This window comes from Streptomyces sp. M2CJ-2 (genome assembly GCF_016757295.1).
Lineage (GTDB): Bacteria > Actinomycetota > Actinomycetes > Streptomycetales > Streptomycetaceae > Streptomyces.
In genome coordinates, this window is the sequence record NZ_JAESIF010000038.1 from 25828 (window position 1) to 50366 (window position 24539).

The 24539-nt window shown below is 71.4% G+C and carries 25 protein-coding genes, 2 tRNA genes and 1 pseudogene; 16 read left to right on the top strand and 12 right to left on the bottom strand.

Annotated features, from left to right (window positions below; genetic code table 11):
- Nucleotides 1-66 precede the first annotated feature (66 nt).
- The 5 genes and pseudogenes from JL475_RS25045 to JL475_RS25065 all read left to right on the top strand — a co-directional run.
- Nucleotides 67-222, top strand: a pseudogene (locus tag JL475_RS25045) (5-dehydro-2-deoxygluconokinase); the annotation flags it as partial.
- Between the two features lie 47 nt (nucleotides 223-269).
- Nucleotides 270-1145, top strand: a complete 876-nt coding sequence (locus tag JL475_RS25050) for a deoxyribose-phosphate aldolase (protein WP_202280186.1) — start codon at nucleotides 270-272, stop codon at nucleotides 1143-1145.
- Nucleotides 1146-1173: 28 nt separating this feature from the next.
- Nucleotides 1174-2067 (top strand): 5-deoxy-glucuronate isomerase, encoded by an 894-nt coding sequence (gene iolB, locus JL475_RS25055; protein WP_202280187.1) that lies wholly within the window; start codon nucleotides 1174-1176, stop codon nucleotides 2065-2067.
- Entirely contained in the window at nucleotides 2064-3935 is a 1872-nt protein-coding gene (gene iolD, locus JL475_RS25060) for a 3D-(3,5/4)-trihydroxycyclohexane-1,2-dione acylhydrolase (decyclizing) (protein ID WP_202280188.1), read from the top strand. The genes iolB and iolD overlap by 4 nt, the downstream gene beginning before the upstream one ends.
- A gap of 52 nt (nucleotides 3936-3987) precedes the next feature.
- Nucleotides 3988-4773 (top strand): GntR family transcriptional regulator, encoded by a 786-nt coding sequence (locus JL475_RS25065; protein ID WP_202280189.1) that lies wholly within the window; start codon nucleotides 3988-3990, stop codon nucleotides 4771-4773.
- Here JL475_RS25065 and JL475_RS25070 read toward each other — a convergent pair.
- Nucleotides 4763-5569: a DUF427 domain-containing protein gene (locus tag JL475_RS25070; RefSeq protein ID WP_202280190.1), complete on the bottom strand. Its 807-nt coding sequence runs from the start codon at nucleotides 5567-5569 to the stop codon at nucleotides 4763-4765. The genes JL475_RS25065 and JL475_RS25070 overlap by 11 nt on opposite strands.
- Before the next feature lie 204 nt (nucleotides 5570-5773).
- Between JL475_RS25070 and JL475_RS25075 the strand changes: the two genes are divergently transcribed.
- Nucleotides 5774-6418 carry a hypothetical protein gene (locus JL475_RS25075; RefSeq protein WP_202280191.1) on the top strand — a complete coding sequence of 215 codons (645 nt, stop codon included), beginning with the start codon at nucleotides 5774-5776 and terminating at the stop codon, nucleotides 6416-6418.
- Between the two features lie 59 nt (nucleotides 6419-6477).
- Nucleotides 6478-7014 carry a recombinase family protein gene (locus JL475_RS25080; protein ID WP_307825149.1) on the top strand — a complete coding sequence of 179 codons (537 nt, stop codon included), beginning with the start codon at nucleotides 6478-6480 and terminating at the stop codon, nucleotides 7012-7014.
- Between the two features lie 121 nt (nucleotides 7015-7135).
- Here JL475_RS25080 and JL475_RS25085 read toward each other — a convergent pair whose 3' ends face one another.
- Both JL475_RS25085 and JL475_RS25090 read right to left on the bottom strand, forming a co-directional pair.
- Nucleotides 7136-7387, bottom strand: coding sequence for an ATP-binding protein (locus tag JL475_RS25085; RefSeq protein WP_307825150.1), 252 nt, complete (start codon nucleotides 7385-7387; stop codon nucleotides 7136-7138).
- 295 nt (nucleotides 7388-7682) lie between these two features.
- On the bottom strand, nucleotides 7683-8894 hold the full coding sequence (locus tag JL475_RS25090; protein WP_202280192.1) for a helix-turn-helix transcriptional regulator: 1212 nt from the start codon (nucleotides 8892-8894) through the stop codon (nucleotides 7683-7685).
- A gap of 651 nt (nucleotides 8895-9545) precedes the next feature.
- On the opposite strand from JL475_RS25090, the gene JL475_RS25095 reads away from it, so the two are divergent.
- Nucleotides 9546-9797 carry a hypothetical protein gene (locus JL475_RS25095; RefSeq protein ID WP_202280193.1) on the top strand — a complete coding sequence of 84 codons (252 nt, stop codon included), beginning with the start codon at nucleotides 9546-9548 and terminating at the stop codon, nucleotides 9795-9797.
- A gap of 129 nt (nucleotides 9798-9926) precedes the next feature.
- On the top strand, nucleotides 9927-11159 hold the full coding sequence (locus JL475_RS25100) for a PD40 domain-containing protein (protein WP_202280194.1): 1233 nt from the start codon (nucleotides 9927-9929) through the stop codon (nucleotides 11157-11159).
- Nucleotides 11160-11239: 80 nt separating this feature from the next.
- Here the strand turns inward: JL475_RS25100 and JL475_RS25105 are convergent.
- A tRNA-Pro gene (locus tag JL475_RS25105) sits at nucleotides 11240-11313 on the bottom strand.
- 99 nt (nucleotides 11314-11412) lie between these two features.
- Here JL475_RS25105 and JL475_RS25110 point away from each other — a divergent pair.
- On the top strand, nucleotides 11413-11955 hold the full coding sequence (locus JL475_RS25110; protein WP_202280195.1) for a DUF309 domain-containing protein: 543 nt from the start codon (nucleotides 11413-11415) through the stop codon (nucleotides 11953-11955).
- Nucleotides 11956-12005: 50 nt separating this feature from the next.
- Entirely contained in the window at nucleotides 12006-12788 is a 783-nt protein-coding gene (gene cobF / locus JL475_RS25115; RefSeq protein WP_202280196.1) for a precorrin-6A synthase (deacetylating), read from the top strand.
- 20 nt (nucleotides 12789-12808) lie between these two features.
- On the opposite strand, the gene JL475_RS25120 is transcribed toward cobF, so the two are convergent.
- Entirely contained in the window at nucleotides 12809-13549 is a 741-nt protein-coding gene (locus tag JL475_RS25120; protein ID WP_202280197.1) for a cobalt-precorrin-6A reductase, read from the bottom strand.
- Between the two features lie 209 nt (nucleotides 13550-13758).
- Here JL475_RS25120 and JL475_RS25125 point away from each other — a divergent pair, with 209 nt between their 5' ends.
- On the top strand, nucleotides 13759-15159 hold the full coding sequence (locus tag JL475_RS25125) for a diacylglycerol kinase family protein (protein WP_202280198.1): 1401 nt from the start codon (nucleotides 13759-13761) through the stop codon (nucleotides 15157-15159).
- 58 nt (nucleotides 15160-15217) lie between these two features.
- Here the strand turns inward: JL475_RS25125 and JL475_RS25130 are convergent, their stop codons facing one another.
- Nucleotides 15218-16012: a sulfite exporter TauE/SafE family protein gene (locus JL475_RS25130; protein WP_202280199.1), complete on the bottom strand. Its 795-nt coding sequence runs from the start codon at nucleotides 16010-16012 to the stop codon at nucleotides 15218-15220.
- A 180-nt stretch (nucleotides 16013-16192) separates the two neighbouring features.
- On the opposite strand from JL475_RS25130, the gene JL475_RS25135 reads away from it, so the two are divergent.
- From JL475_RS25135 to JL475_RS25145, 3 genes are all read left to right on the top strand, one after another.
- Nucleotides 16193-16675, top strand: a complete 483-nt coding sequence (locus tag JL475_RS25135) for a Dps family protein (protein ID WP_109376200.1) — start codon at nucleotides 16193-16195, stop codon at nucleotides 16673-16675.
- 154 nt (nucleotides 16676-16829) lie between these two features.
- Nucleotides 16830-17642 carry an SAM-dependent methyltransferase gene (locus JL475_RS25140; protein WP_202280200.1) on the top strand — a complete coding sequence of 271 codons (813 nt, stop codon included), beginning with the start codon at nucleotides 16830-16832 and terminating at the stop codon, nucleotides 17640-17642.
- A gap of 127 nt (nucleotides 17643-17769) precedes the next feature.
- Nucleotides 17770-18297 carry an NUDIX hydrolase family protein gene (locus JL475_RS25145; RefSeq protein WP_202280221.1) on the top strand — a complete coding sequence of 176 codons (528 nt, stop codon included), beginning with the start codon at nucleotides 17770-17772 and terminating at the stop codon, nucleotides 18295-18297.
- A gap of 25 nt (nucleotides 18298-18322) precedes the next feature.
- Here the strand turns inward: JL475_RS25145 and JL475_RS25150 are convergent, their stop codons facing one another.
- From JL475_RS25150 to JL475_RS25175, 6 genes are all read right to left on the bottom strand, one after another.
- Nucleotides 18323-19513: an ABC transporter ATP-binding protein gene (locus JL475_RS25150; RefSeq protein ID WP_202280201.1), complete on the bottom strand. Its 1191-nt coding sequence runs from the start codon at nucleotides 19511-19513 to the stop codon at nucleotides 18323-18325.
- A gap of 82 nt (nucleotides 19514-19595) precedes the next feature.
- Nucleotides 19596-20429 (bottom strand): carbohydrate ABC transporter permease, encoded by an 834-nt coding sequence (locus JL475_RS25155; RefSeq protein WP_202280202.1) that lies wholly within the window; start codon nucleotides 20427-20429, stop codon nucleotides 19596-19598.
- The gene (locus tag JL475_RS25160; RefSeq protein WP_202280203.1) at nucleotides 20429-21343 is read right to left on the bottom strand and encodes a carbohydrate ABC transporter permease; all 915 of its coding nucleotides are present in this window, start codon (nucleotides 21341-21343) and stop codon (nucleotides 20429-20431) included. Before JL475_RS25160 ends, JL475_RS25155 begins: the two co-directional genes overlap by 1 nt.
- Nucleotides 21340-22581 (bottom strand): ABC transporter substrate-binding protein, encoded by a 1242-nt coding sequence (locus JL475_RS25165; RefSeq protein WP_307825151.1) that lies wholly within the window; start codon nucleotides 22579-22581, stop codon nucleotides 21340-21342. The genes JL475_RS25160 and JL475_RS25165 overlap by 4 nt, the downstream gene beginning before the upstream one ends.
- Before the next feature lie 235 nt (nucleotides 22582-22816).
- Entirely contained in the window at nucleotides 22817-23425 is a 609-nt protein-coding gene (locus tag JL475_RS25170; RefSeq protein ID WP_202280204.1) for a GPP34 family phosphoprotein, read from the bottom strand.
- Nucleotides 23426-23581: 156 nt separating this feature from the next.
- Nucleotides 23582-23658: transfer RNA gene (locus JL475_RS25175), tRNA-Pro, on the bottom strand.
- A 132-nt stretch (nucleotides 23659-23790) separates the two neighbouring features.
- Between JL475_RS25175 and JL475_RS25180 the strand changes: the two genes are divergently transcribed.
- On the top strand, nucleotides 23791-24498 hold the full coding sequence (locus tag JL475_RS25180; protein WP_202280205.1) for a transketolase: 708 nt from the start codon (nucleotides 23791-23793) through the stop codon (nucleotides 24496-24498).
- The last annotated feature ends 41 nt before the right edge of the window (nucleotides 24499-24539 follow it).

Genomic DNA, 24539 nt, shown 5'->3' on the forward strand with positions numbered 1-24539 from the left:
CACGTCCCCACCGTCGCAGGGCACTACGGGACCCGCATCCCCCTGTAGTTCGAGGAGCTTCGCTCGATGACCGACTCAGACGCACCACAGTATTTCGACCTGATCACCATGGGTCGCATCGGGGTCGACCTTTACCCGTTGGAGACCGGCGTTCCGCCGGCGAAGGTCGAAACGTTCGGAAAGTTCCTCGGTGGTTCGGCCGCGAACGTCGCGGTGGCCGCCACCGGGCGACGCGAGCCTGCCGAACCAGCCCTGAACGGAGTCCTCTCTTGAACCTCAGCATCCGTGACCTCACCGCGGTCCGGGCCCGGCATCCGGAGGCCGTCGCCGAGGCGGCGGCCCGCCGGGCGCGCCGTCCGCTGATCGGCGACAGCGGACGGCTGATGATCGTGGCCGCCGACCATCCCGCCCGGGGCGCGCTCGGCATCGGCGACCGGCGGCTGGCCATGGCCGACCGCGCCGATCTGCTGGAACGTCTCTGCGTCGCCTTGTCCCGGCCCGGTGTCGACGGGGTGCTGGCCACCGCCGACGTCCTGGAGGACCTGCTGCTGCTCGGCGCGCTGGAGAACAAGGTCGTCATGGGGTCGATGAACCGCGGCGGGCTGGCCGGCTCGGCCTTCGAGATGGACGACCGCTTCACCGGCCACCGCCCCGAGGACATCGAACGGTTCGGCTTCGACGCGGGCAAGCTGCTGGTCCGCATCGACCACGAAGACCCCGGCTCCCTGACCACCCTGGAGTCCACCGCCCGCGCGATCGACGCCATGGCCGAACGCCGGCTCCCGGTGTTCGTGGAACCGTTCATCTCGCGCCGGGTCGACGGCAGGGTCCGCAACGACCTGTCGGCCGAGGCCGTCATCCGGTCCATCGCCATCGCCTCCGGCCTCGGCGGCACCTCCGCCTACACCTGGCTGAAACTCCCCGTCACCGAGAACGCCGACGACATGGCGGAGGTCCTGCGGAGCTCCACCCTGCCCGTGGTGCTGCTCGGCGGCGAGGTCGGCGATCAGGAAGCCGCGTACGAGCGGTGGGGCAAGGCCCTGCGGCTGCCCTCCGTGCAGGGCATGGTCGTCGGCCGCTCGCTGCTCTACCCGGCGAGCGGCACCGTGGAGTCGGCGGTGGACACGGCCGTCGGCCTGTTGTGAAAAGCCCGTTCCGAGACGGAGGCATGCCATGAGGTACCACCTTCCCGCGGGCAAGGCGCACGCCGGCCCCTACGTCGTCGACGTGACCCCGAGGACCGCCGGCTGGGGGTACTCCAGCCTGCGCGTGCTGGAACTGCCGCCCGGCGGCAGCCACACCTTCGACACCGGCGACAGCGAGTGGATCGTGCTGCCGCTGAGCGGCGGCTGCACGGTCACCGCGGACGACGAGTTCGGCCACGACACCTTCGAACTCACCGGCCGCACCGGCGTGTTCGACGGCGTCACCGACTTCGCCTACGTCCCGCGCGACGCCCGCGCGAGCGTGACCTCCGCCGCCGGCGGCCGGTTCGCGCTCACCGGCGCCCGCTGCACCCGCCGCCTGCCCGCCCGCTACGGGCCGGCCTCGGACGTCCCCGTGGAGCTGCGCGGCACCGGGAACTGCTCCCGGCAGGTCAACAACTTCGGCGCGGCCGGGGTCTTCGAGTGCGACAAGCTGATCGCGGTGGAGGTGCTCACCCCGGGCGGCAACTGGTCGTCCTTCCCGCCGCACAAGCACGACGAGCACCGGCCGGGCGAGGAGTCCGTGCTGGAGGAGATCTACTACTTCGAGTTCGCCGGCCACGACGGCACCCCCGGCCTCGGCTACCAGCGGGTCTCCCCCTCCGGCCCGGGCCGCGAGACCGACGTGCTCGCCGAGGTGCGCGACGGCGAGGTCGTCCTCATCCCGGACGGCTGGCACGGCCCGTCCATGGCGGTGCCCGGCCACCACATGTACTACCTCAACGTCATGGCCGGCCCGGAAGCCGAACGGGCCTGGCTGATCTGCGACCACCCCGACCACGCCTGGATCCGCGACACCTGGCCGGACCAGCCGGTCGACCCCCGTCTCCCCCTCTACACCGCCCCGGAGAGGTCCGCATGAGCGCCCCCACCCGCCGACTGACCACCGCCCAGGCCCTGGTGCGGTTCCTGTCCGTCCAGTACACCGAGCGGGACGGCGTGCGCCACCGGCTGATCGCGGGCACCTGGGGCATCTTCGGCCACGGCAACGTGGCGGGTGTCGGGCAGGCACTCGTCGAGTACGCCGACGTCATGCCGTACCACCAGGGCCGCAACGAGCAGGCCATGGTGCACGCGGCCGTCGCCCACGCCCGCCAGCTCAACCGGCTCTCGGCGCAGGCCGTGACCACCTCGATCGGCCCCGGCGCCACCAACCTGGTCACCGGCGCCGCCCTCGCCACCGTCAACCGGCTGCCGGTGCTGCTGCTCCCCGGCGACTACTTCGCCTCGCGCGCCGCCGACCCTCTGCTCCAGCAACTGGAGCACCCGGTCGAGGCCGACGTCTCCGTCAACGACACCCTGCGCCCCGTCTCCCGCTACTTCGACCGGATCACCCGCCCCGAGGCGCTGATCGCCTCCGCGCTGAACGCGATGCGGGTGCTCGCCGACCCGGCCGAGACCGGCGCCGTCACCCTCGCACTGCCGCAGGACGTCCAGGCCGAGGCGTACGACTGGCCGGAGGAGTTCTTCGCCGACCGCGTCTGGCCCGTACGGCGCCCGGCGCCCGACCCTGCCGAGCTGACGGCGGCCGTGGCAGCCGTACGGGCCGCCCGGCGCCCGCTGATCGTCGCCGGCGGCGGCATCCACCACAGCGAGGCCGAGACCGCGCTCAAGGCCCTCGTCGACGCCACCGGCATCCCGGTCGCCTCCACCCAGGCCGGCAAGGGCTCCCTGCGCCACGACCACCCGGCCGACCTGGGCGGCATCGGCCACACCGGCACCGCGGTGAGCGACGACCTCGCCCGCACCGCCGACCTGGTGATCGGCGTCGGCACCCGTCACACCGACTTCACCACCGCCTCCGGCACTCTCTTCCGCCACCCGGACGTCCGCTTCCTCAACCTCAACATCACCGGCTTCGACGCCCACAAGCTGGCGGCGCGCACCCTGGTCTGCGACGCCCGCACCGGACTCGAGCAGCTGGCCGGGGCACTGACCGGGCACCGCGTGGACGCGGCGTACGAGGCGGAGTACCGCGCCGGCAAGGAGCGCTGGGAGCAGGTCGTCGAGACCGCCTACCGCGCCGACGACGAGAACGCCGTGCCGACCCAGACCCAGGTGCTCGGCGCGCTCGACGCGGTCGTGGGCGACACGGACGTGGTGATCAACGCGGCCGGTTCGCTCCCCGGCGACCTGCACAAGCTGTGGCGTGCGCGCAGCCCGCGCCAGTACCACCTGGAGTACGGCTACTCCTGCATGGGCTACGAGATCCCCGCCGCCCTCGGCGTCCAGCAGGCCGCGCCCGACACCCCGGTCTGGGCGCTGGTCGGCGACGGCACGTATCTGATGATGCCGACGGAGATCGTCACGGCCGTCCAGGAGCGGCTGCCCGTCAAGATGGTCCTGATCCAGAACCACGGGTACGCCTCCATCGGCGGCCTGTCCGAGGAGACCGGCGGCGAACGCTTCGGCACCGCCTACCGCTACCGGGCCGGGGACGGCACCTTCACCGGCGCCCCGCTGCCCGTCGACCTCGCCGCGAACGCGGCCAGCCTGGGCATGGACGTACTGCGCGCCAAGACGGTGCGGGAGCTGCGGGACGCCCTGGCACAGGCCCGTACCGCCGACCGTCCGACGTGCGTGTACGTCGAGACGGACCCGGCCCCCACCGCTCCCCCGGCCGAGGCCTGGTGGGACGTGCCGGTGGCCGAGGTCGCCTCCCGCGAGGCCGCCGTCCGGGCCCGCGAACGGTACGACGCCCGGGTCGCCGAACGCCGGCGCCACCTCTGATCATTTCCCGAACCGACCGTCCCCGACCGCGCCCTCGACAGGGAGGTACCCCATGGCGAAGACCGGTGACCGGCCCCGTGCCGTGACCGAACCCGCGCTCAGCACAATGGACTTCGCCCTGGACCGGGGCAGCCCGGTGCCGCTGTACCACCAGCTCGCCCAGCAGCTGGAGGCGGCGATCGCACGCGGTGTCCTCGCCCCGGGCGACCTCCTGGGCAACGAGGTCGACCTCTCCGTACGCCTCGGTCTGTCCCGCCCCACCGTCCGCCAGGCCATCCAGTCCCTCGTCGACAAGGGGCTGCTGGTCCGGCGGCGCGGGGTGGGCACCCAGGTGGTGCACAGCCGGGTCAGACGGCCACTGGAACTGAGCAGCCTCTACGACGACCTGGAGGCGGCGGGACAGGGCCCGACCACACAGGTCGTACGCCACGAGACGGTACCGGCGCCCGCCGAGGCGGCCGCCGCGCTCGGCCTGGCAGAAGGCAGTGAGGTCGTCCTGCTGGAACGCCTGCGCCGCACCCACGGCCAGCCGGTCGCCCTGCTGTGCAACTACCTCCCGCCGGAGCTGCTGGACCTGGACGACGCCCGGCTGGAGTCGACCGGCCTGTACCGCATGATGCGTTCGGCCGGCATCACCCTGCACAGCGCCCGCCAGACCGTCGGCGCCCGCTCGGCCACGGCCTCGGAGGCGGCCCGCCTGGACGAGAAGGAGGGCGCCGCCCTGCTCACCATGCAGCGCACGGCCTACGACGACACGGGCCGCACGGTGGAGTACGCCACCCACGTCTACCGCGCCTCCCGGTACTCCTTCGACTTCCAGCTCCTGGTCAGGTCCTGAGGCTCGCGCTGAAGGGCGTGACAGGGCGCCGGAGGCGCTCACCGTCCACGGTGAGGTCGACCGCCTCGTTGAAGAAGGCCAGTCGGCCCCTGATCGCGGCCACGGCGGGCAGCGGCTCGGAGTAGCTCCACACGATGTCCGGCGGCACGGCGCCCCCGCCGCGCCAGGACCAGTACCGGTCGGCCGTGCCCTTGTACGGGCAGTCGGTGCTGTGGTCCGTGGCCTCGAAGAGGTCCAGGCGGACGTCCTGGCGCGGCAGGTAGTAGCGGGTCGGCAGGGCGGTCTCGAACAGCAGGACCGGGGACCGGGTGTCGGCGACGACGGTGCCGTCGATCCCGGCCCGGACGTGGCGGCTGCTCGGCACGGCGTCCACCCGGGTGTGCGGGTCGCGGGGATGGACGAAGATCTCCTCGTCCTCCTCGTACCAGTGGTCGAGTCCCGTGTCGGTGCGCCGGAACCACTCGAAGACGATGTGGCCGGCCAGGTCGTCCGCGGGGAACGTCCAGGCCGCGTCCGGGCGCACCCCGTCGCCCGCCTCGAGGTCGTAGAAGACCGTCGAGCCGGTGTGCCTGCCCGTGGGCGGGTCCTGTGCGGGGCGGAGGAGGTCCGTGCGCACCTCCGCACGGGGGAAGGCGTACTGCGGGACGGGCAGCCGGGGCTCCCAGACGAGGAGCGGGTGGCGGCTGTCGACGACGGTGACATCGCCCGCGGTACCGCGCACCCAACGCTCACTGGGCTCCCACAGCAGGCCTTCGGGGGTCGCCCGCATGGCGCGGGCGGCGGGGTGGCTGGTCATGGCCGGCGCTCCCTCCGGATGTCCGGTTGTCCCTTCCACGGTCCCACCGCCACACCCGGACGTCTCAGCACGCCCCATCCAGCCGAGCCCGCTGCCCCGCCGTCAGGTTCTCCTCCGGCTGGGCCCCGAGCTGCCAGGTCGGCGGACGTGAGGAAGCGGCAGGGCAAGGTGTGGTCGTCCGATCGGTGCTGACAAGATCGGGTCATGGGTTTGAACATGGTCGTCGGTGTGCTCGTCGACGCCGAGGACGACTACACCGAGATGGTCCGCGCCGACTTCGCCACGATCGGCGAGCTGCTGGAGCGGGCGGGAACGCGGCAGTGGGCCGAGCCCGACCTGGTCGAAGCGGACGTCGCGGAGTTCGAGATGTGGGGCTACTCGGGCCTGCACACTGTTCGTCGTCTCGCCGTCCACCTCGCGGCAGGTGGGCGCCTGCCCGAACCGTTGGACAAAGCCCGGCGTGCGACCGACGACCCGCTCCTGAGCAAGGTCTACAAGACGCTCCCCGGTGACCCTCCCGGACCGTTCGACCATCTGATCCACCATTCGGACTGCGAGGGCTACTACGTCCCCGTCGACTTCGCCCACGTCATCGTCGACAAAAAAGCACCGGGCGGCTACCTCGGCTCCTCGGTGCGACTGCTCGCGGAAACCCGTCGGCTCGCCGAAGACCTCGGGCTCCCCGAAGACCTCGACCCACACTCCGAAGAGGTCTTCGGAGCCGCCGACGCCGAGGAGCCGGCCACCAGGGGATGGCAGCGTTACGGCATCGAGTCCTATGCCTGCCTGCAACTCCTCCGGGCCGCGAAACTCTCGCTCGCGGCCGGGGCAGCCATCGCCTTTACCTGAGAAGGACGCCGGAAGACGACCATCTGCCGACACCCACCCCGGCAATCGCAAACCCGCAGGTGGGCAGTGTCGGCAATCCACGTCGAAAATCAACGTCGGCGAACGGCCTGGCCGATGGATTCCGACACATGTTCATCGGCTACGTGCAGGGCTCTACCGCCGACCAGAACCCCGATCGTCAGATCGACGCACTCCTGCGGGCCGACATCGACCGCGACAACATCCATGTCGACGAGGCGAGCGGCGCGAAGCCGCCCCGGACGAAGCTTGCTCTCATCCCTGAACTGTTGTGTGAGAGCGACGCGCCGAAGGTCACCCAGCTCGACCGGCTCTCCCGCTCGACGCTGCACCTCGTGGCCCCTGGAGGCCCGAGGGTGCTCGGAATGCTGCCCTCACCAGCCAAGTTCTTCTGTGAGCTAATCGTGGCGAACACCGACGACGGTCGCGTCTCCGCACGGGCCCGAGACCGTTTCAGCGGGCGCCCGGCCGGTGAACGCCACCCAAGCCAGGGCTTCCCACCTGTCTACAGCCGCCCCCGCATCTCCTCACGCGGTGTCACCACGGCCAGGCGCTCCGGCTGCTCCGAAACCCACTGACCCGGCCCGGACTCCGGCCGCAGCACCCATACAGCGCCGCCGCGCACGTCCGTGACGATCCCGCGTCGACCGGCGTTCTCGTCATGGATCAAGTCGCCCACCCATGGGGTTCGTTCGCCGGTCATCCGCGTTTCTTCCCGTGTAGCTCTGCCCACACCCGCTTGCCCCAGGGCAGCAGATCGGTGCCCCAGTCATCCGCCAGTAATCCCACGAGCGTGAGGCCACGTCCGCTCTCGTCCTCTTCGTCTGGTTCTCGGGGTTCTGGGCAAGCCCTCGACTTGTCCACGACACCGATGTACACCCGTGCTGTCTCGGGCCGAGTGACCGTGACCCGGATGGAATGGCTTCGTGCGTGCCGGACGGCGTTGGACACCAGCTCGGAGACGATCAGGGTGCCGTCGTCAGCAAGTTCGTCCAGACCTCAGACGGCCAGCGCGGCGCGCACCAAGCCCCGGGCTGCGCCCGCACTTTCGGGCTGGCGCGGCAGAGTCTCGCTGTACCCGGGGCAGCCAGTACGGCGCGCCCGCGATGTAGATTGCGGCATGTCGGTCTGCTTTCTCAGATCGGCCGGGCCCCGGGACCGTTCGCGCGGTCGCCGGGGTGCTGCCTCTCATGCAAGCGACATACCGAGGACGCCGACAGGGACGTAACGTCCCACTTTCACCACGCTATTCACTGACCCCCAGGAACTCCGCCAACGGCCGGAGCCCCGGCGGGTGGTTGGGGAGCGCCCACAGGTCGCGCACGATGGCCACGGCCAACGTGTGGTGCTGCATCCACGTCGGTGCCACCCGGCGCAGGGACTCCAAGGTCTTCACCGCTCCGGCCGCATCTCCCAAGTCCGTGTGTGCTCGGGCCACGTCCAGCAGAAGCCACGTCCGCCAGGACGGCGGGGTGTCCTTGCTCAGCCGCCCCTTGGCCAGCGCCAAGGCGTCCTGCGGATGCCCGTACTGGACAGCGAGACGGACGCGTTCGATGCGAACCGACGACGGACTGAAGACGCTGACCATACGGTTGTCGCCACCATCGGGCAGTTTCGAGACTCGGGCGGCTTCCTTCTCCGCCGCCTCCATCATCGCCGCCGCGCGCTCGTAGTCGCCGCTCCGCGCGGCCGATGTGGCGGCGCTCATGGTCAGCGCGCCCCACACCTTCAGGCCGTCGGCCGTCTCGGTGCGGCCCCTGTCTGCCATGTCTGCGGCAGCACGGAGGGCAATGCTCAACGCGTCCTCCAGGCGTCCTTGCCGCTGGTAGGTCCACGCCATGGAGTTGACAACCATCGGTAGAAGCAGCGGATCGGAGGACTGTCCCGCAGCATCTATCGCGCGCTCCAGGCTCGTCAGGGCGAGGTCCGTCTTGCCCATCCGTACGGCGACGTGCCCGGCGAGCTGAAGCGCCTTGCCCAGGGCCGCGAAACCGGCCCTGCGGTCGTCGTCGCTGCTCGATGTCGTGGCGGTGCGCGCGGCCGAGAGCAAGTCCGGCAGTACCTTCATCACCGTGTCGAACTCGGCGGAGTGGTACTGCGTCCAGCCGTCCGCGATCTGCTCACGCAGACGGTCCAGAGAGAACTCGGAGCTTGGCGGCTCCGGCTCCGATCCCCACAACACGGGCATGATGGCGCGGCGCACGGCCACGAAGCGCGGCCCGTCGCTCTCTCCCGTGGAGGAGACCGCAGGCGGGTCACCCAGGAGCGTGGTCAGCTCCACACCGAGACCGTTGGCCAGCGCGTGCAGCGTGGGGAGGCGCGCCGAGTGCTTCCGCCCCTGTTCGAGCTGACGGATCACGTCGACGGACACCTCGGAGCGTTCGGCCAGCTCTTCTTGCGTCAGGGAGGCCAGGCGGCGCAAGCGGCGCAGGGTCCGCCCCAAGTCTTCGTTTGCCACGCTGCCACGGTACGCCGCCGCCATCGGGGACAGCGCCGCCGAGGGTGATACCTGCAGTGGCACCCACATCGAGGTGCGCACCCTGCAGCATCCACGAGCAGCAACCAGTCAATTCCGGAGCCCGCCGAGTGCCGTCCGGGCCCCCCTTGCACCCCGGCGCAGCCTCGGCCTCACATCGAACTCTTTGACCAGACGCAGATGTCAGCATGCGGCCGAGCACCAGCAGCACCCGGTCAAGGGCGAATGGCGTTTCGGTGGACCCGGCCGCGCTCTCGTCCGGCTCGCTGCCGTCGTCGTACAGGTACAGGCTCTCCTCATCCTCGTACGGGAAGGAAGACAGGTGGGCGGTGACGATCCGCTCGACGGCGACGGTCTCAGCCTCCGTCGGGGGCATCGCCCGGAGTCACGTCGCACCGAGCAGGCAGCGAGGCCTGAGGTGGGGGGTGGCCTTCCCTGCACAGGCGCGGCGCGCTGCCGCCGACTGTCTGCGGACTGCCGGTCACGCGCACGGACCACCGATCTTTCCGCCTGATTGTACAGCAATCAACGGATTGCCTCCCGCGGGGAGTTGGGCTTGCATCAGGAGGTCCCCGCTGGGGGTCGGAGACGGATGAATCAGGGGGATTCATGCGCCGGAGGTCCAGATCCGCCATGCTCGGAATCACCGCCTCGACATGCGCCACGGCGCTTCCGGCGCCCGCGGGCGCTCTCGCGTCGCCGTACCGGCAGGTGAAGATCGAGGGCTCACCCGTCCAGTACGTCACCGAAGGTGTGCACAACCCCTCCGGGGGCACCTCCGCCGACGCCGACGGGCGGCACGTCGTCTTCGCGTCCGCCGGCAGCGGCCCGATGCCCGGCACTCCCGGCCCGAGCGGTGACGTATACGTCCGGAAAACGCGCTGACGGACACGCCCGACGTATCCGCGTCGGCCCACCTCACCCGGTCCGTCGCGAGGACGGTGGGCCGGGCCCGTCCCATCACGTTTTAAAGGGGGAACTTCATCCATGCGAAACGGACTTGGAAGGACGGCCGTGACCGCCGCGGCCGCGTGCGTCGCGGTACTGCTGACGACTGCGGGGGCACCGGCCGCACCGCCCGACGCACAGCACGGGAAGCCGGGGAAGAAGCCGAGGGCCCCGCACAGCCTGCGCCTCACCCAGGGCGCCGACGGGGCGTCGGAGGCCCCCTCACTCAGCGCTGACGGCCGGTATGCGGTGTTCACGTCGTCGGCTTCCAACCTGGTCCCTGGTGACACCAACGGCGCCCCGGACGTCTTTCTGCGGGACCTGAGAACCGGCCGCACGCAGCGCGTCAGCACCGACGCCGCCGGAGGCCAGTCCGAACTCGGCGCGACCGCCGGGGCGATCAGCGCGAACGGCCGGTACGCGGTCTTCGTGTCGGCCTCGGCCGACCTGATCCCGGACGAGGTCCACGACGTCCCGTCGGTCTACCGGCGGGACCTGCGGAGCGGGGAGGTGGAGTACGTCGGCAACGAGCTCGGCGGTTCCACGCGGTGGGCCCTGCACGCGGCCGTCAGCGCCGACGGCCGATACGTCGCGTTCGCCTCGAGCTCGACCGTTCCCAGGCCGGGCGCGGGGGTGGGCGTGCGGGACATGCGCACGGGGGAGCTGGCGGTACAGCCGTCCTGCCTGCACCGCCCCCTCACCCCGCAGCTCAGCGACGACGGCCGCGCCCTGGTGTACACGTGCTACGGCTTCCCGGTGCTCCAGAACCCGCCTTCCGACGTCGTGGTGGCGGACCCGGTGACGGGCGCCCGCCGTTCGCTGCACACCACGCCCGAGGGCGCCCGTGGCAACGGCAGGGTGTCCCAGGGCGGCATCAGCGGCGACGGCCGGTACGCGTCCTTCACCTCGACGGCCACCGATCTCGGCCCCGAGGACACCAACGGCGCCGGTGCCAACGTGTTCGTCCGCGACCTGCGCACCGACACCCTGCGCATCGTCGAGGCACCCGACCCCACCCTCTCGACCGCCGACGGGGCACTGAGCGGCAACGGCAGGTACCTGCTCTTCCGGGCATTCGCGACCGAGGCGGACGCGGGCACCTGGTACCTGCGTGACCTGCGCAGCGGCCGCACCAGGGTGGCGATCGTGGGCGCCGACGGCACGCCGGTCCAGGCGGCAGTCGCGGCCCGGCCGCTCGACGCCCGGGCACGGGCGGTGGCCTTCTCCTCGGCGGCCGACGACCTGGCCCCGGGGGCGCGCAGCCCCGGGACGGACGCCTACGTACGTCGTCTGCCCTGACCTCCCCTGCTCCCCAAGGACGATCGAGGGCCGGTTTCGGATGTCTCCGAAACCGGCCCTCGATCTACGACTGTCTCCAGTCGGGACGACAGGATTTGAACCTGCGACCCCTTGACCCCCAGTCAAGTGCGCTACCAAGCTGCGCCACGTCCCGATGCGCTCACGTGCGGTGAAGCTCGTGAGCGCGCGGACAGAACTTTACCGCACACCGCGCCCTGTGCCGAAGCGAGGTCGGCCGGGGGACAATCGGCGTATGGACAGCACGGACAGGACCTCCCCGGACCGGACGGCCGTCACGAGGGACCGGGACGGTGAGGGGCGGGCGCGCAACGCCCGGCCGCGGGACGGGCTGGGGCGGCCGCTGCCGTACGGCGCGGAGGGTGTGCCCCGGCAGCCCGAGGGGATCGTCCGGCCGCCGGAGGAGAGCGTCGCCGAGGCGCAGCGGCTGCTGGACGAGGGGAAGCCGTTCCACGCGCACGAGGTGTTCGAGGACGCCTGGAAGTCGGGGCCCGAGGAGGAGCGGGAGCTGTGGCGGGGGCTCGCCCAGCTCGCCGTGGGGCTCACCCACGCGGCGCGCGGGAACGTCACCGGCGGGGCCCGGCTGCTGCGGCGCGGGGCGGGCGCGGCGGAGGAGTGGGCCGCGGGTGCCGGGTCCGCGCGTCCGCACGGGATCGACCTCGACGGTGTCGTCGCCTGGGCCCGGGAGCTGGCGGCGGAGGTGGAGCGGGGGGACGGCGTTCCGGTGGACGCGGGGTCGCGGGCACCGCGGCTGCGGGACACGTCCCGGCGAGGGTAAGTCCCGGACGCGGTGCGTGGGGTGTCGGTGGCGTGCGGCAGACTCGGGGCGTGCGAAAAATCCATGTCATCGGTATCGGCGCGGGCGATCCCGACCAGTTGACCCTGCAGGCTGTCAAGGCGCTGCGCGGCACGGACGTGTTCTTCATCCTCGACAAGGGCGAGGTGAAGGCGGACCTGACCGGGCTCCGCCGGGACATGCTCGACACACACCTGCCGGAGCGGACGTACCGCGTCGTCGAGGCGCGCGACCCGGAGCGGGACCGGAGGGCCGGCGGCGCGGCCTACTCCCCCGCCGTCGGTGACTGGCGCAGCGCCCGCGCGGACATCTACGAGCGGCTGATCGCCGAGGAGCTGGGCGAGGGCGAGGTCGGCGCGTTCCTGGTGTGGGGGGACCCGTCGCTGTACGACAGCACGCTGGGGATTCTCGAGGAGGTGCTGGCGCGGGGCGTGGTCGCCTTCGAGTACGACGTCGTGCCGGGCATCAGCAGTGTCTCGGCGCTCGTCGCCCGGCACCGCACGGGGCTCAACCGGGTCGCCCGCCCGGTCCAGATCACCACGGGACGGCGGCTCGCGGAGGGCTTCCCCGAGGGGGTGGACGACGTCGTCGTGATGCTGGACGCCCATCAGACCTTCCGGCAGTACGCCGACCAGGCCGACCAGGAGATCGACATCTACTGGGGCGCCTACATAGGCACGCCGGACGAGATCCTCGTCTCCGGGCCGCTCGCCGAGGCCGCTCCCCGGATCGAGCGGCTGCGCGCCGAGGCCCGCGAGCGCAAGGGCTGGATCATGGACACGTATCTGCTGCGGCGGAATCCCGGGGACGGCTGAGCCGGCCGAGACCCGTCGCGTCAGAAGGGTGCCAGGCGTTCCAGGACGCTCGTCACGTCGGGCACCGGGCTGACGCCCTCCGGCAGCGGTGGGCGGCGTACGACCACGACCGGCAGGCCGAGTTCGCGGGCCGCCGTGAGTTTGGCGGACGTCGCCGATCCCCCGCTGTCCTTGGTCACCAGTACGTCGATGCGGTGCTCGCGCAGCAGAGCCGTCTCGTCGGCCACGGTGAACGGTCCGCGGTCCAGCAGGACGCGCGCGTGCGGCGGCACGGGCGGCTCGGGAGGCTCCACCGACCGGATCGTGAAGTGGAGTCGGGTCAGCCGGGCGAAGGCGGCGAGGCCCAGGCGGCCTGTGGTGAGGAAGGCTCTCTGTCCGAGCCGGGGCAGTAGTTCGGCGGCGGCGTCCAGGGAGGGGACCGGGTGCCAGCGGTCGTCCGGTCCGGGCTGCCAGCCGGGGCGGCGCAGTACGACCAGGGGCACGCCGGTCGCGGTCGCGGCCCGTGCCGCGTTCGCCGTGATCCGCTCGGCGAACGGGTGCGTGGCGTCGACCAGGGCCGTCACTCCCTGGTCGCGGAGCCAGTCGGCGAGCCCTCGCGCCCCGCCGAAGCCTCCGACGCGCATCCCGCCCTCGACCGCTGAGGGCCGTGCCACCCGTCCGGCGAGCGAGGTGGTCACCCGCATTCCGGGGCGGGCGGTCAGCTCGGCGGCGAGTTCGCGTGCCTCGGTGGTACCACCGAGGACCAGGACGTGTGCGGACATGACGCCGAGCGTACGAGTCCGGCGCCGGGGAGGGCGGGGCGGGCCCGGAAGGGACGTCGGAGGGGCGCCTGAGGGGCGCCTGAGGGGCGCCTGAGGGGCGCCTGAGGGGCAGGCCTGCGGATGTCGGACATGCGCCGTGGCCAGGACGCGGATGTCGGCAACGCCCGTGCCCCGTACGTCCTACGATGACGCCGGCGACTGGAGGAGTCATGGCCGTGGACTTGAGCAGGCGGGCCTACCGGGTCCAGCGGTGGTCCGCACGGGTGGCGCTGGCCGCGGCCACGCTCGCGGTGCTGTTCCCGCTCCTCTACGGAGGTCTGGAGGGGCTGGTGCTGCTGCTCTGCGGTGTGGCCGGCCTCGCCGTGAGCATCGCGGCTCTGTGGTGGACGCTGACCCTGCGGGGTCCGCTGCGCTGGGTGGCCGGGCTGGTGGCGCTGTGTGTGCCCGCGGCCGTCGTCGCGCTGTTCGCCGTCACCCTGTTCTGGGCGCTGCCGCTGTCGCTGGCCCTGTGGGGGCTGGCCGTGTGGAGCGGCCGGTACGCGCTGCGGGGGACGGGGAGCGAGCGGCCGCGGGATCGGCAGAGGGAGCGGCGGACACCGCCGCCCCGGCGGCCGGTGCTCATCATGAATCCCCGGTCGGGCGGTGGGAAGGTGGGCCGGTTCGGCCTGCGGGAGAAGGCGGAACGCCTGGGGGCCCGGGTCGTCCTGCTCGATCCGGAGGCGCAGAACGACGTGACCGCTCTGGCCCGGGAGGCCGTCGCGGACGGTGCCGATCTGCTGGGTGCCGCCGGCGGTGACGGCACGCAGGCGCTGGTCGCGGCCGTGGCCGCCGAGCACGGCATCCCGTTCCTGGTCATCAGCGCCGGGACGCGCAACCACTTCGCCCTGGACCTGGGTCTGGACCGCGGGGATCCGGCCGCCTGCCTGGACGCGCTCACCGACGGGGTGGAGCTGCGCGTCGATCTCGGTTTCGCCGGTGACCAGCCCTTCGTGAACAACGCGTCCTTCGGCGCGTACGCGTCGATCGTGCAAAGCCCGGCCTACCGGGACGACAAGCTCGGCACCAGTCTGGAGCTGCTGCCGGACCTGCTCACCGGGCAGCAGGGTCCCCGGCTGGTCGCCCGCATCGGGGACACGACACTCGACGCCCCGCAGGCGGTGCTGGTCAGCAACAACCCCTACCGAACCGACGATCCCTTCGGCCTGGGCCGACGGGATCGGCTCGACTCGGGTGTCCTCGGTGTCCTCGGTGTCAAGGTGGAGGGCGCGGTGCACGCCGCCGCACTGCTGCTGGATCCCGCGCCGAGCGGGCTCACCATCCTGACCGCCTCCGAGGTGGTCATCGAGGGGGACCGCGCGGAGATAGAGGCCGGGGTCGACGGGGAGGCCCTGGTGCTGCCGGCGCCCGTCCACTGCCGTATCGCACCCGGCGCGCTCCGGGTCCGCGTCCCCCGCAAACGGCCCGGGGTCGCGCCGGCGCCACCGCGCCTGGACTGGCGGCGGCTGCGCAAACTGGCGGCGACGGTCGGGCGCACGGCGGCCCCCAGCCGGTTCCGGCACCAGGATCTCCCGCAGACGGAGGGCAAGGAGCCCTTTCTCGGCTCGCGGTAGGTCCGGCACCCACCGGCTCCGGCTCCCGGCTCCCGGCTCCCGGCTCCCGGCTCCCGGCTCAGTGCAGCAGCAGCTGCACGCCGCCCACCACCGTGGCCGCGATCACCAGCCGCTCGAAGAGCACCTGGTTGATCCGGCTCACGGCCCATTTGCCGAGGAACGCGCCGGGCACGACGAACAGGACGAGCGCCGCGTCGAGCAGCAGCGATTCCGCGTTGATCAGCCCGAGGCCCACACTGAACGGCACCTTGGACGTGTTGACGATCAGGAAGAAGAAGGCCGACGTCCCCAGGAAGCCCAGCTTCCGGAAGCCCGCGGAGAGCAGGTACAGGGACATCACCGGTCCGCCCGCGTTGGCGACCATGGTGGTGAAACCGCCGAGGACGCCGTACGAACGGGCCTTGAGCTTGCCGGCCCGGGAGGTGACCGCGTCGGGTTCGTTCCCGGCGCCGGCGCCCTTCGCGGCTCTCTCCGCGGCTCGTCGCCGCCACACCGTCACCCCGGCCATCAGCAGCAGGATCGCCCCGATCGACGTCCGTACGGCCTCGTCGTCCGCCCACATCAGGAAGACGGTGCCGACCACGACGCCCGCGGCGACCGCCGGGAACAGCCGCCACAGCGTGGGCCAGTGGGCGTGCCGCCGGTAGGTGAGGACGGCGAGCACGTCCCCGGCGATCAGGATGGGCAGCAGTACGCCGGTGGAGGCGCGGGCGGGCAGCATCGCCGCGAAGATGGCGAGGCTGACCGTGTTGGCCCCGCTCACGGCGGTCTTGGAGAAGCCCACGAGCAGGGCCGCGAAGGCGAGGGCGGCGAATTGCCAGCCGTTGAGGTCCCAGAGCGTCATCGTGTTCATTGCGGGGACCGATGCTATGTCCCCCGGTGATCGCGGTCAGCACCGTCTCGCCTGATGGTCCTGCCGCCACCGCCCGCCGGACCGCGCGCACCGCGGGTGTCGCCGGGTTTGCGCCGGAGCGTCCGGGGCACCCGCGCGGTCGGACGAGGAAGAAGAAAACGTGAAGGGAGCCCCCACCCCATGACCGTTGTGCGGAGCACGCTGCCCGACGAGGACCGCCGGATCGCCTGCGAGGCACTCCAGAGCACCCTGGTGGACCTCCTCGGCCTCTCCCTGATCGGCAAGCAGGCGCACTGGAACGTCGTGGGCCCGCGGTTCCGTTCGGTCCACCTCCAGCTGGACGAGGTGGTCTCGGCCGCGCGCACCGGCGCCGACACGGTCGCGGAGCGCTCCGCGACGCTCGGCGTGCCGCCGGACGGCCGTCCGGAGACCGTCGCCAAGGTCTTCTCGCTGCCCGTCCCCGAAGAGGGCTGGCTGCGGGACGAGGACGCCGTGCGGGTCATGACGGAGGCGCTGGGGACCGCGATCGTGCGGCTGCGCGAGCGTGTCGACGCCACCGAGAAGGCGGACCCGGTCACTCAGGACCTGCTGATCTCCGTCACCGCCGAACTGGAGAAACTGCGCTGGATGTTCGAGGCGGAGAACACTCCCTTCGGCTCCTGACGGACGCACGCGGCGCCCCGTCACCCGCTCCCCTGCCCTCTCTCGCTCCCGCTCCCCTGTTCCGCTCTCCCATTCCCGGGACAGGGTGATCACCGCGCGGCACAATGACCGCGACGGCCGGATCCGGCCGGAGGAGCGAGGGAGGGCGAGAGACGTGGGTGAGAGCCACACCCCGCCGAGGGTCCCGGCGCGGCTGGACACCTCTGTCGCGCACAACGCGCGCGTGTGGAACCACTGGATCGGTGGCGAGGACAACTACGAGGTCGACCGGCGGGTCGGCGACCAGGTCGCCTCGATCATCCCGGTCATCCGGGACATCGCCCGCGCGGACCGGGAGTTCCTGGGCCGGGCCGTCGCGTATCTGGCCGGTGAGCGCGGGGTGCGGCAGTTCCTCGACGTCGGCACCGGGCTGCCGACCGCGGACAACACCCATGAGATCGCACAGCGGATCGCTCCGGACTCCCGGATCGTCTACGTCGACAACGACCCGACCGTGCTGGTCCACGCCCGGACCCTGCTCACCGGCAGCCACGACGGCGCGACCGCCTACATCGACGCCGACGTGCGCACCCCGGACGCCATCCTCGAACAGGCCGCCGCCACACTCGACTTCGACCGTCCGGTCGCGGTGATGATGCTGGGCATCCTCAACTTCGTCCTCGACACCGGCGAGGCCCGTGAGATCGTACGGCGGATCGTGGCGGCCGTCCCCTCCGGCAGTTTCCTCGTGCTCACCCACCCCACCTCCGACGCCGAGGTGGGCGGCGAGAACCAGATCCCCGCGATGGAGTTCTGGAACGAGAACGCCACTCCCCCGATCACCGCCCGCGGTGCCGAGGACATCGCCGCGTTCCTCCAGGGGCTGAACCTGGTCGAGCCCGGCCTGGTGTCCTGCTCGCGGTGGCGTGCCGAGGCGGACGCCTCGGTCGTCGTACCGCAGTACGGCGCGGTGGCGGTGAAACCCTGACGCCGTGCACCCCTGACGCGACCGTCGATCCGATCCGGCCGAGCCCCTCGAGGAGGACACACCACCGCGGAGCGGCCGGCACCCCGTAAGTCCGAACCGTTGAAAGTATGATCAAGCGATGTCTGACATGACCGAAACCACGCCGGGTTGGCTGTCCTCCGACGAACTGGAGATGACACGTGCCCGCATGCCGATCCTGTACGTCGAGTCCGTCCCCGTCCGTGTCGACGACAGCGGCGAAGTCACCAGCGTCGGCCTGCTGTTGCGCATCGGACCCGACGGCACGGTCAGCCGGACGCTGGTCTCCGGCCGGGTGCTGCACCACGAGCGGGTCCGCGACGCACTGCTGCGCCACCTGGAGAAGGACCTCGGCCCGGTGGCGCTGCCTCGGATCCCGGCATCGCTCCAGCCGTTCACGGTGGCGGAGTACTTCCCCACGCACGGCGTCACGCCGTACCACGACCCGCGTCAGCACGCGGTGTCCCTCGCCTACATCGTGCCGGTGACGGGTGACTGCCGGCCCCGGCAGGACGCCCTCGACCTGGTGTGGTTCAGCCCGCAGGAGGCCCTGTCGGAGGCCGTGCAGAGCGAGATGCCGGGCGGGCACGGGGTGCTGCTGAAGCAGGCGCTGGCCCACGCGGGCTGCGTGGGCTGACCCGGCGGGGGCCCCGCGAGCGGGGTCAGGGTGCGTCCGTGCTCTCCGGGCGGGTGAGGTTCGCCCCGGTCGAGGGGTCGAAGACATGCGCCTTGCCCATGTCGACCCGGAGTTCCACGGGCGCTCCCTCACGGGCGCGGGTGGCGGCGTTCAGCCGGGCCACGATCTGCTGCGCGGCCCCCGCGCCGGTGTCGCGCAGACCGGAGTCGGTGGCGAGTTCCTCCAGTTCGGTGGTCGTCACCGGTCCGCCCTCGGCGCCGAAGTAGACGTACACGTCGGAACCGAGCGACTCCAGCACGTCCACGGTGGCCGTGAGGACGGGGCCGCCCGGCTCACGGGCCAGGGCCGCGTCCTCGAAGGCCTCGGGGCGCAGCCCGACGATGACGTCGCGCGGCGCGTTCCGCCGTTCCAGCGCCTGACGCGTACGGTCGTCGAGCGGCAGGTCGCCCAGCGGTGAGCGCAGCACACCCGCCTCCAGGACGGCGCCGACGAAGTTCATCGCCGGGGACCCGATGAAGCCCGCGACGAAGAGGTTGCGCGGCAGGTCGTAGAGGTGCGCGGGGGTGCCGATCTGCTGGACCAGGCCCTGCCGCATGACCACGACCCGGTCGCCGAGGGTCATCGCCTCGGTCTGGTCGTGGGTGACGTAGACGGTGGTGGTGCCCAGGCGGCGTTGCAGCCGGGAGATCTGGGTGCGCATCTGCACCCGCAGCTTGGCGTCCAGGTTGGACAGCGGCTCGTCCATCAGGAACGCCTTGGGGTCGCGGACGATGGCCCGACCCATCGCCACCCGCTGGCGCTGGCCGCCCGAGAGGTTGGCGGGCTTGCGGTCCAGGAACTCGCCCAGGTCGAGGACCCGCGCGGCCTCCTCCACCTTGCCGGCGATGGTGGCCTTGTCCACCTTCGCCAGGCGCAGCGGGAAGCCCATGTTCTCGCGCACGCTCATGTGCGGGTACAGGGCGTAGCTCTGGAACACCATGGCCACGTCACGCTCCTTGGGCGCGAGGTCGTTGACGACCTTGCCGCCGATGCGCAGGGTGCCCTCGGTGATGTCCTCCAGTCCGGCGATCATGTTCAGGGTGGTGGACTTGCCGCATCCGGACGGGCCGACCAGGATCACGAACTCGCCGTCGGCGATGTCGAGGTCCACGTCCTTCACGGCGACGGATCCGTCGGGAAAACGCTTGGTGACGCCCTCGAGGACGATCTCGGCCATGGGTGGTGCCTCCTTGCCTTCGTGACGGGCCTTCGGGCGGCCGGGTCCGGGTGTGGTGCGGGGTGGCTCGGTGCGGGCCCGGTCACCCCTTGACCGCCCCGGAGGTCAGTCCGGCCACGATCCGCCGCTGGAAGAACAGGACGAAGACGATGATGGGGATGGTGATCACCACGGCGGCGGCGGCGATCGACCCGGTGGGCTGCTGGAACTGGGAGCTGCCGGTGAAGAACGCGATCGCGGCGGGCACCGTCCGCGCGGACTCGGTGGAGGTCAGCGAGATCGCGAACAGGAAGTCGTTCCAGCAGAAGATGAACACCAGGATGGCGGTGGTGAACACGCCCGGCGCGGCCAACGGCGCGATGACCAGCCGGAACGCCTGCGCGGGCGTGGCACCGTCCACCTTGGCGGCCTTCTCCAGGTCCCACGGGATCTCCCGGAAGAACGCCGACAGGGTGTAGATCGCCAGCGGCAGCGAGAAGGTCATGTAAGGGATGATGAGCCCGATCCAGGTGTCGAAGATCCCGATGGCCCGCTCGATCTCGAACAGCGGCGAGACCAGGGAGATCGGCGGGAACATGGCGATCAGCAGCGACATCCCGATGAGCAGCTGCTTGCCGGGGAACCGCAGCCGGGCCACGGCGTAGGCGGCCATGGTGCCCAGGGCCACCGCGATCACCGTGGCGATCAGCGCGATGCCGATCGAGTTGATCAGTGCCCGGGTGAACTGGGAGGTCTCGAAGATGCCCCGGTAGTTCTCCCAGGTCCAGTCCCGGGGGATGTAGTCGCCGTCGGTGAGAGTGCTGGGGTCCTTGAACGACAGCGCGGCGATCCACCACACCGGGAACAGGGCGTACAGCACCACGACGACGTTGACGACGCCCCAGCGGGTCGCGTGCGTCCTGCCCGCTGCGGCCATCAGCGCTTCACCTCCGCGCCGGGTGCGGCGGCGCCGAACAGCTTGACGAAGGTGAAGGCGATGATCCCGACACAGAGGAAGATCAGGACCGAGATCGCCGACCCGATGCCCAGGTTCAGCGCGGTGAACAGGTTGTTGTAGCCCAGGATCGACAGGGAGCCGGTGCCGTGGGCGCCCGAGGTCAGGACGTAGATGTTGTCGAAGATCCGGAAGGCGTCCAGTGTGCGGAAGAGCAGCGCGACGAGGATGGCCGGCTTCATCAGCGGCAGTACGACCCTGGTGAACCGTTGCCAGGCGGAGGCGCCGTCCACCATGGCCGCCTTCAGGGTCTCCTCGGGAACCAGCGCGAGGCCGGCGAGCAGCAGCAGCGCCATGAACGGGGTGGTCTTCCACACCTCGGCGAGGATGATCAGCCAGAGCGCGGGCCACTGTTCGGTGAGCGGGGCCTCTCCGCTGGGCAGCAGTTCGGCCAGGTAGCCGAGGTCGGGGGTCCAGGCGTACTGCCAGGAGAAGGCGGCGACCACGGTGACGATGCCGTACGGGACGAGGACCGCGGTGCGCACCGTGCCGCGCCAGAAGAGCGTGCGGTGCATCACCAGGGCGAGTGCCATGCCGAGGACGAGTTCGACGGCCACGGAGACGGCGGTGATGAACAGCGTGACCCAGAAGGCGTCCCACCAGAACGGGGAGGAGAGCACCGCCCCGTAGTTGCTCAGGCCCACGAACTCGGCCCGGGCCGGGAAGCGCAGGTCGTAGCGCTGGAGGGAGAGGTAGACGGCGTATCCGATGGGGTAGGCGGTCACGGCGGCCATGACGACGACGGCCGGCGCGCACAGCAGCCAGCCGAGGCGCCGTTCCTGCTTGGCGCCGGCCGAGAGTGCTTTCCCGCTCTTGTCCGGGAGGCGGTGGCTCACGGAATCACACCCTCGGATCGCAGAGCGTCGTCGATCTGGTCCCCGATGGTGTCGACCGAGCTCTTCGGCTTGATGGCGGACGGTGGGGACAGCGTGTGGGAGACGGCGATCGACACGTTCTGGTAGGCGGGGGTGACCGGCCGCACGCTCGCCGACTGCAGAGCGGCCAGCACCTCCTTGGAGAAGGGGTACTGCTTCTCGAGCGCCGGCTCGTCGTACAGGGTGCGCAGGGTGGGCGGCAGCCCCCCGTCGAGCGCGGCGGTGAGCTGGTTCTCCCGGTTGCGCAGGCACAGGGCCGCCTCGAAGGCGAGGTCCGGGTGGCGGGAGTAGGAACTGACGGCGAGGTCGATGCCGCCGATGGTGGGCCGGGCGGGGCGGCCGGGGTCGACGCGCGGGTAGGGCGCCCAGCGGAAGTCCTTGAACAGCCGCGGGTTGTTCTCCTTCATCGACGGATAGACGAACGGGTAGTTGAGTTCGAACGCCGCCACCCCCGACTCCATGGCGAGGCGGTTCTGGTCCTCCATCTGGTTGGGCAGGGAGGGGTCCGCGGCCGGTGAGTCGGCGAGGTCGCGCATCAGGGCGGCGGCCCGGCCCGCCGGCGGGCCGAGGGAGGGCGCGGTGGCACTCGGGTTGAGGATGGCACCGCCCGCGCTGTTGACCAGCGTGTTGAACCAGACCGTCAGGCCCTCGTACTGGGCGCCCTGGATCTCCACGTAGTGGGGCTTCCCCTGCCGGGCCAGCTCGCGGGACATGTCCAGCATCTCGGACCAGGTCCTCGGCGGGGTGGGCACCAGGTCCTTGCGGTACCACAGGAGCTGGGTGTTGGTGTTGTACGGGACGGCGTACAGCTTGTTCTTCCAGGTGGCGGTCCGCAGCGGGACACGCAGCGTGCCCGCGGTGGCCCGCCGTTTCCTCTCGCCCGTCCACTCCCGGATCCAGCGGGCCTCGGCGAACTCCGCGGGCCAGGTGACGTCGAGGCCCATGATGTCGATGGATTCGTCCTGGGCGGCGAGCCGGCGCACCAGTTGCTGGCGCTGGCCGTCGGCGCCCCGCGGCAGCTTGTTGTAGCTGATCCGGTAGCGTCCGCCCGATGCCCGACCGCACCGGTCGGCGGCCTTCTGCAGGGCGCCGGAGTCGTCGGGGAAGTTGTACCAGTTGAGCGCGGTCCGGCCGGAGCCCTCCTGTTCACCGCCGCAGGCGGCGAGCGTGGACGCCAGCACCACCAGCGCGAGCAGCACCCGTGTCCGCGGCCGTCGCGTTCGTCGAGGTGGTCGGGGTCGCCGGGGGCGTCGCACCTCGCCGGGGTTCCCCGAGTCCGGTCGGCCCCCGCACATCGCGTGCACGCGCTCCACACCTCGCTTCCGGGACGGCGGCACGGGAGTCGGGCCCCGCGGCGGTGCTCACCCGGCGAACACTAAGCAGTACATAGTGCTACATCAAGGACATCTACGGGCGAATCGACTGCGGAGTACGTCAGACGGCTCGCCAGACGTTGTCGAAGGCCGCGTCCTCGATGCCTCGCCGCTGCCGTACGGCCCCCAGTTCCATGACGGCGTCGTTGACGGCGGCCAGGACGGTCACGACCTGGTCGTCGGCGAGCTCGGCGACCAGGTCCTCGGCCGGCTGCTCCCCGACCCCCGCGGCGGCGGCGAGGCCGGCCAGCACCGGTTCGCGTGACGCCCAGCGGCCGGCCGCCCGGCTCCGGGCCGGCGAATCGGCCGGCACCGGCGGATCCGCCCGGAAGGAGATCCGGCGGGCGCGCGGCCGGGTGACCAGCCCTTCCGACTCCAGGTCGGCGAGATGGGCGGCGGCCAGGCCGCGACCCCGGCGCCACAACCAGTCCTCGACGGATTCGTAGGGCGCCTGCCGTGCGAGTGACGACGCGGCCTCGCGCAGCAGCCCCTCACCGCCGGCGGGCGACAGCCTGGGCACGACGAGCTGCCCGTCCAGGGTGACGGCCTCCGCGTCCATGAGGTCGATCAGCTCCGCCCCCGCGAGCGCGAGCGACAGCTCGCCCTGCGCCACCGGAGGGGTGGAGGGGGCGTCGAGAGCGACGATCATCAGGTCCCGTGCCGTGGTCATGAGCGACTCCCTGTCGATGGCTCTCCGTCAATGGCTCCCCCGTCGAAGGGGTGACGGCACATCCCACAGACGACACATCGTAGGACCGCCGCACCGGGGGACGGCGAAAAGCCGCCTCCTCATCCATGAGAAGGCGGCTTCCGACCTGCTACAAGCTGGTCGGGACGACAGGATTTGAACCTGCGACCCCTTGACCCCCAGTCAAGTGCGCTACCAAGCTGCGCCACGTCCCGATGCCCGTCTGACCTGGGGATTCCCCCGGATCAACGTGCACGGAAACAATACCGCACTCGGGACGGTGATCGCGCACCCGTTTGCACGGCGGGGCTTGACCTGAAGCTTGGTTGAGGTTGCACGATCGCCGTATGACGATCATCGAGGAGCACACACATACGTACGGATTCGCGGATCTGCCGGGGCTGATGGGCCTGATGACCGGCGACGAGAAGCACGGGCCGGCCGCCACCTCCACGCTGGACGTGCTGTGGGTGCTCTACGACCGGGTGCTGCGCGTCTCGCCGGAACGGATGGACGCCCAGGACCGGGACAGGTTCCTGCTGTCGAAGGGGCACGGGCCGATGGCGTACTACGCCGTGCTGGCCGCCAAGGGCTTCCTGCCGGTGGAGTGGCTGCCGGGCTTCGGCTCGTACGACTCCCCGCTCGGCCACCACCCCGACCGGGTGCTGGTGCCGGGGGCCGAGATCGGCAGCGGCTCACTGGGGCACGGGCTGCCGATCGCGGTCGGGACGGCGCTGGGGCTGCGCGCGCAGGGGCTCGACGGGCCGGGGGTGTGGACGCTGGTCGGGGACGCCGAACTGGACGAGGGCAGCAACCACGAGGCGATCGCGTTCGCGGGGCCCGCCGGTCTGGAACGGCTGCACACCGTCGTCGTCGACAACTCCTCCGCCGCCCACGCCCGGCCCGGCGGGATCGTCGCGCGTTTCGAGGCGGCCGGCTGGTCCGCGCTCACCGTCGACGGCCGTGACCACGAGGCGCTGTACGCCGCGTTCACCGCGCCGCATCCGGGCCGCCCGCACGTCGTCGTGGCCCGGGTCGAGCCGAAGTACGCGTGACCCCTCCCCTTCTTTCAGTCGAGCTTTCAGTCGAGTTCGGT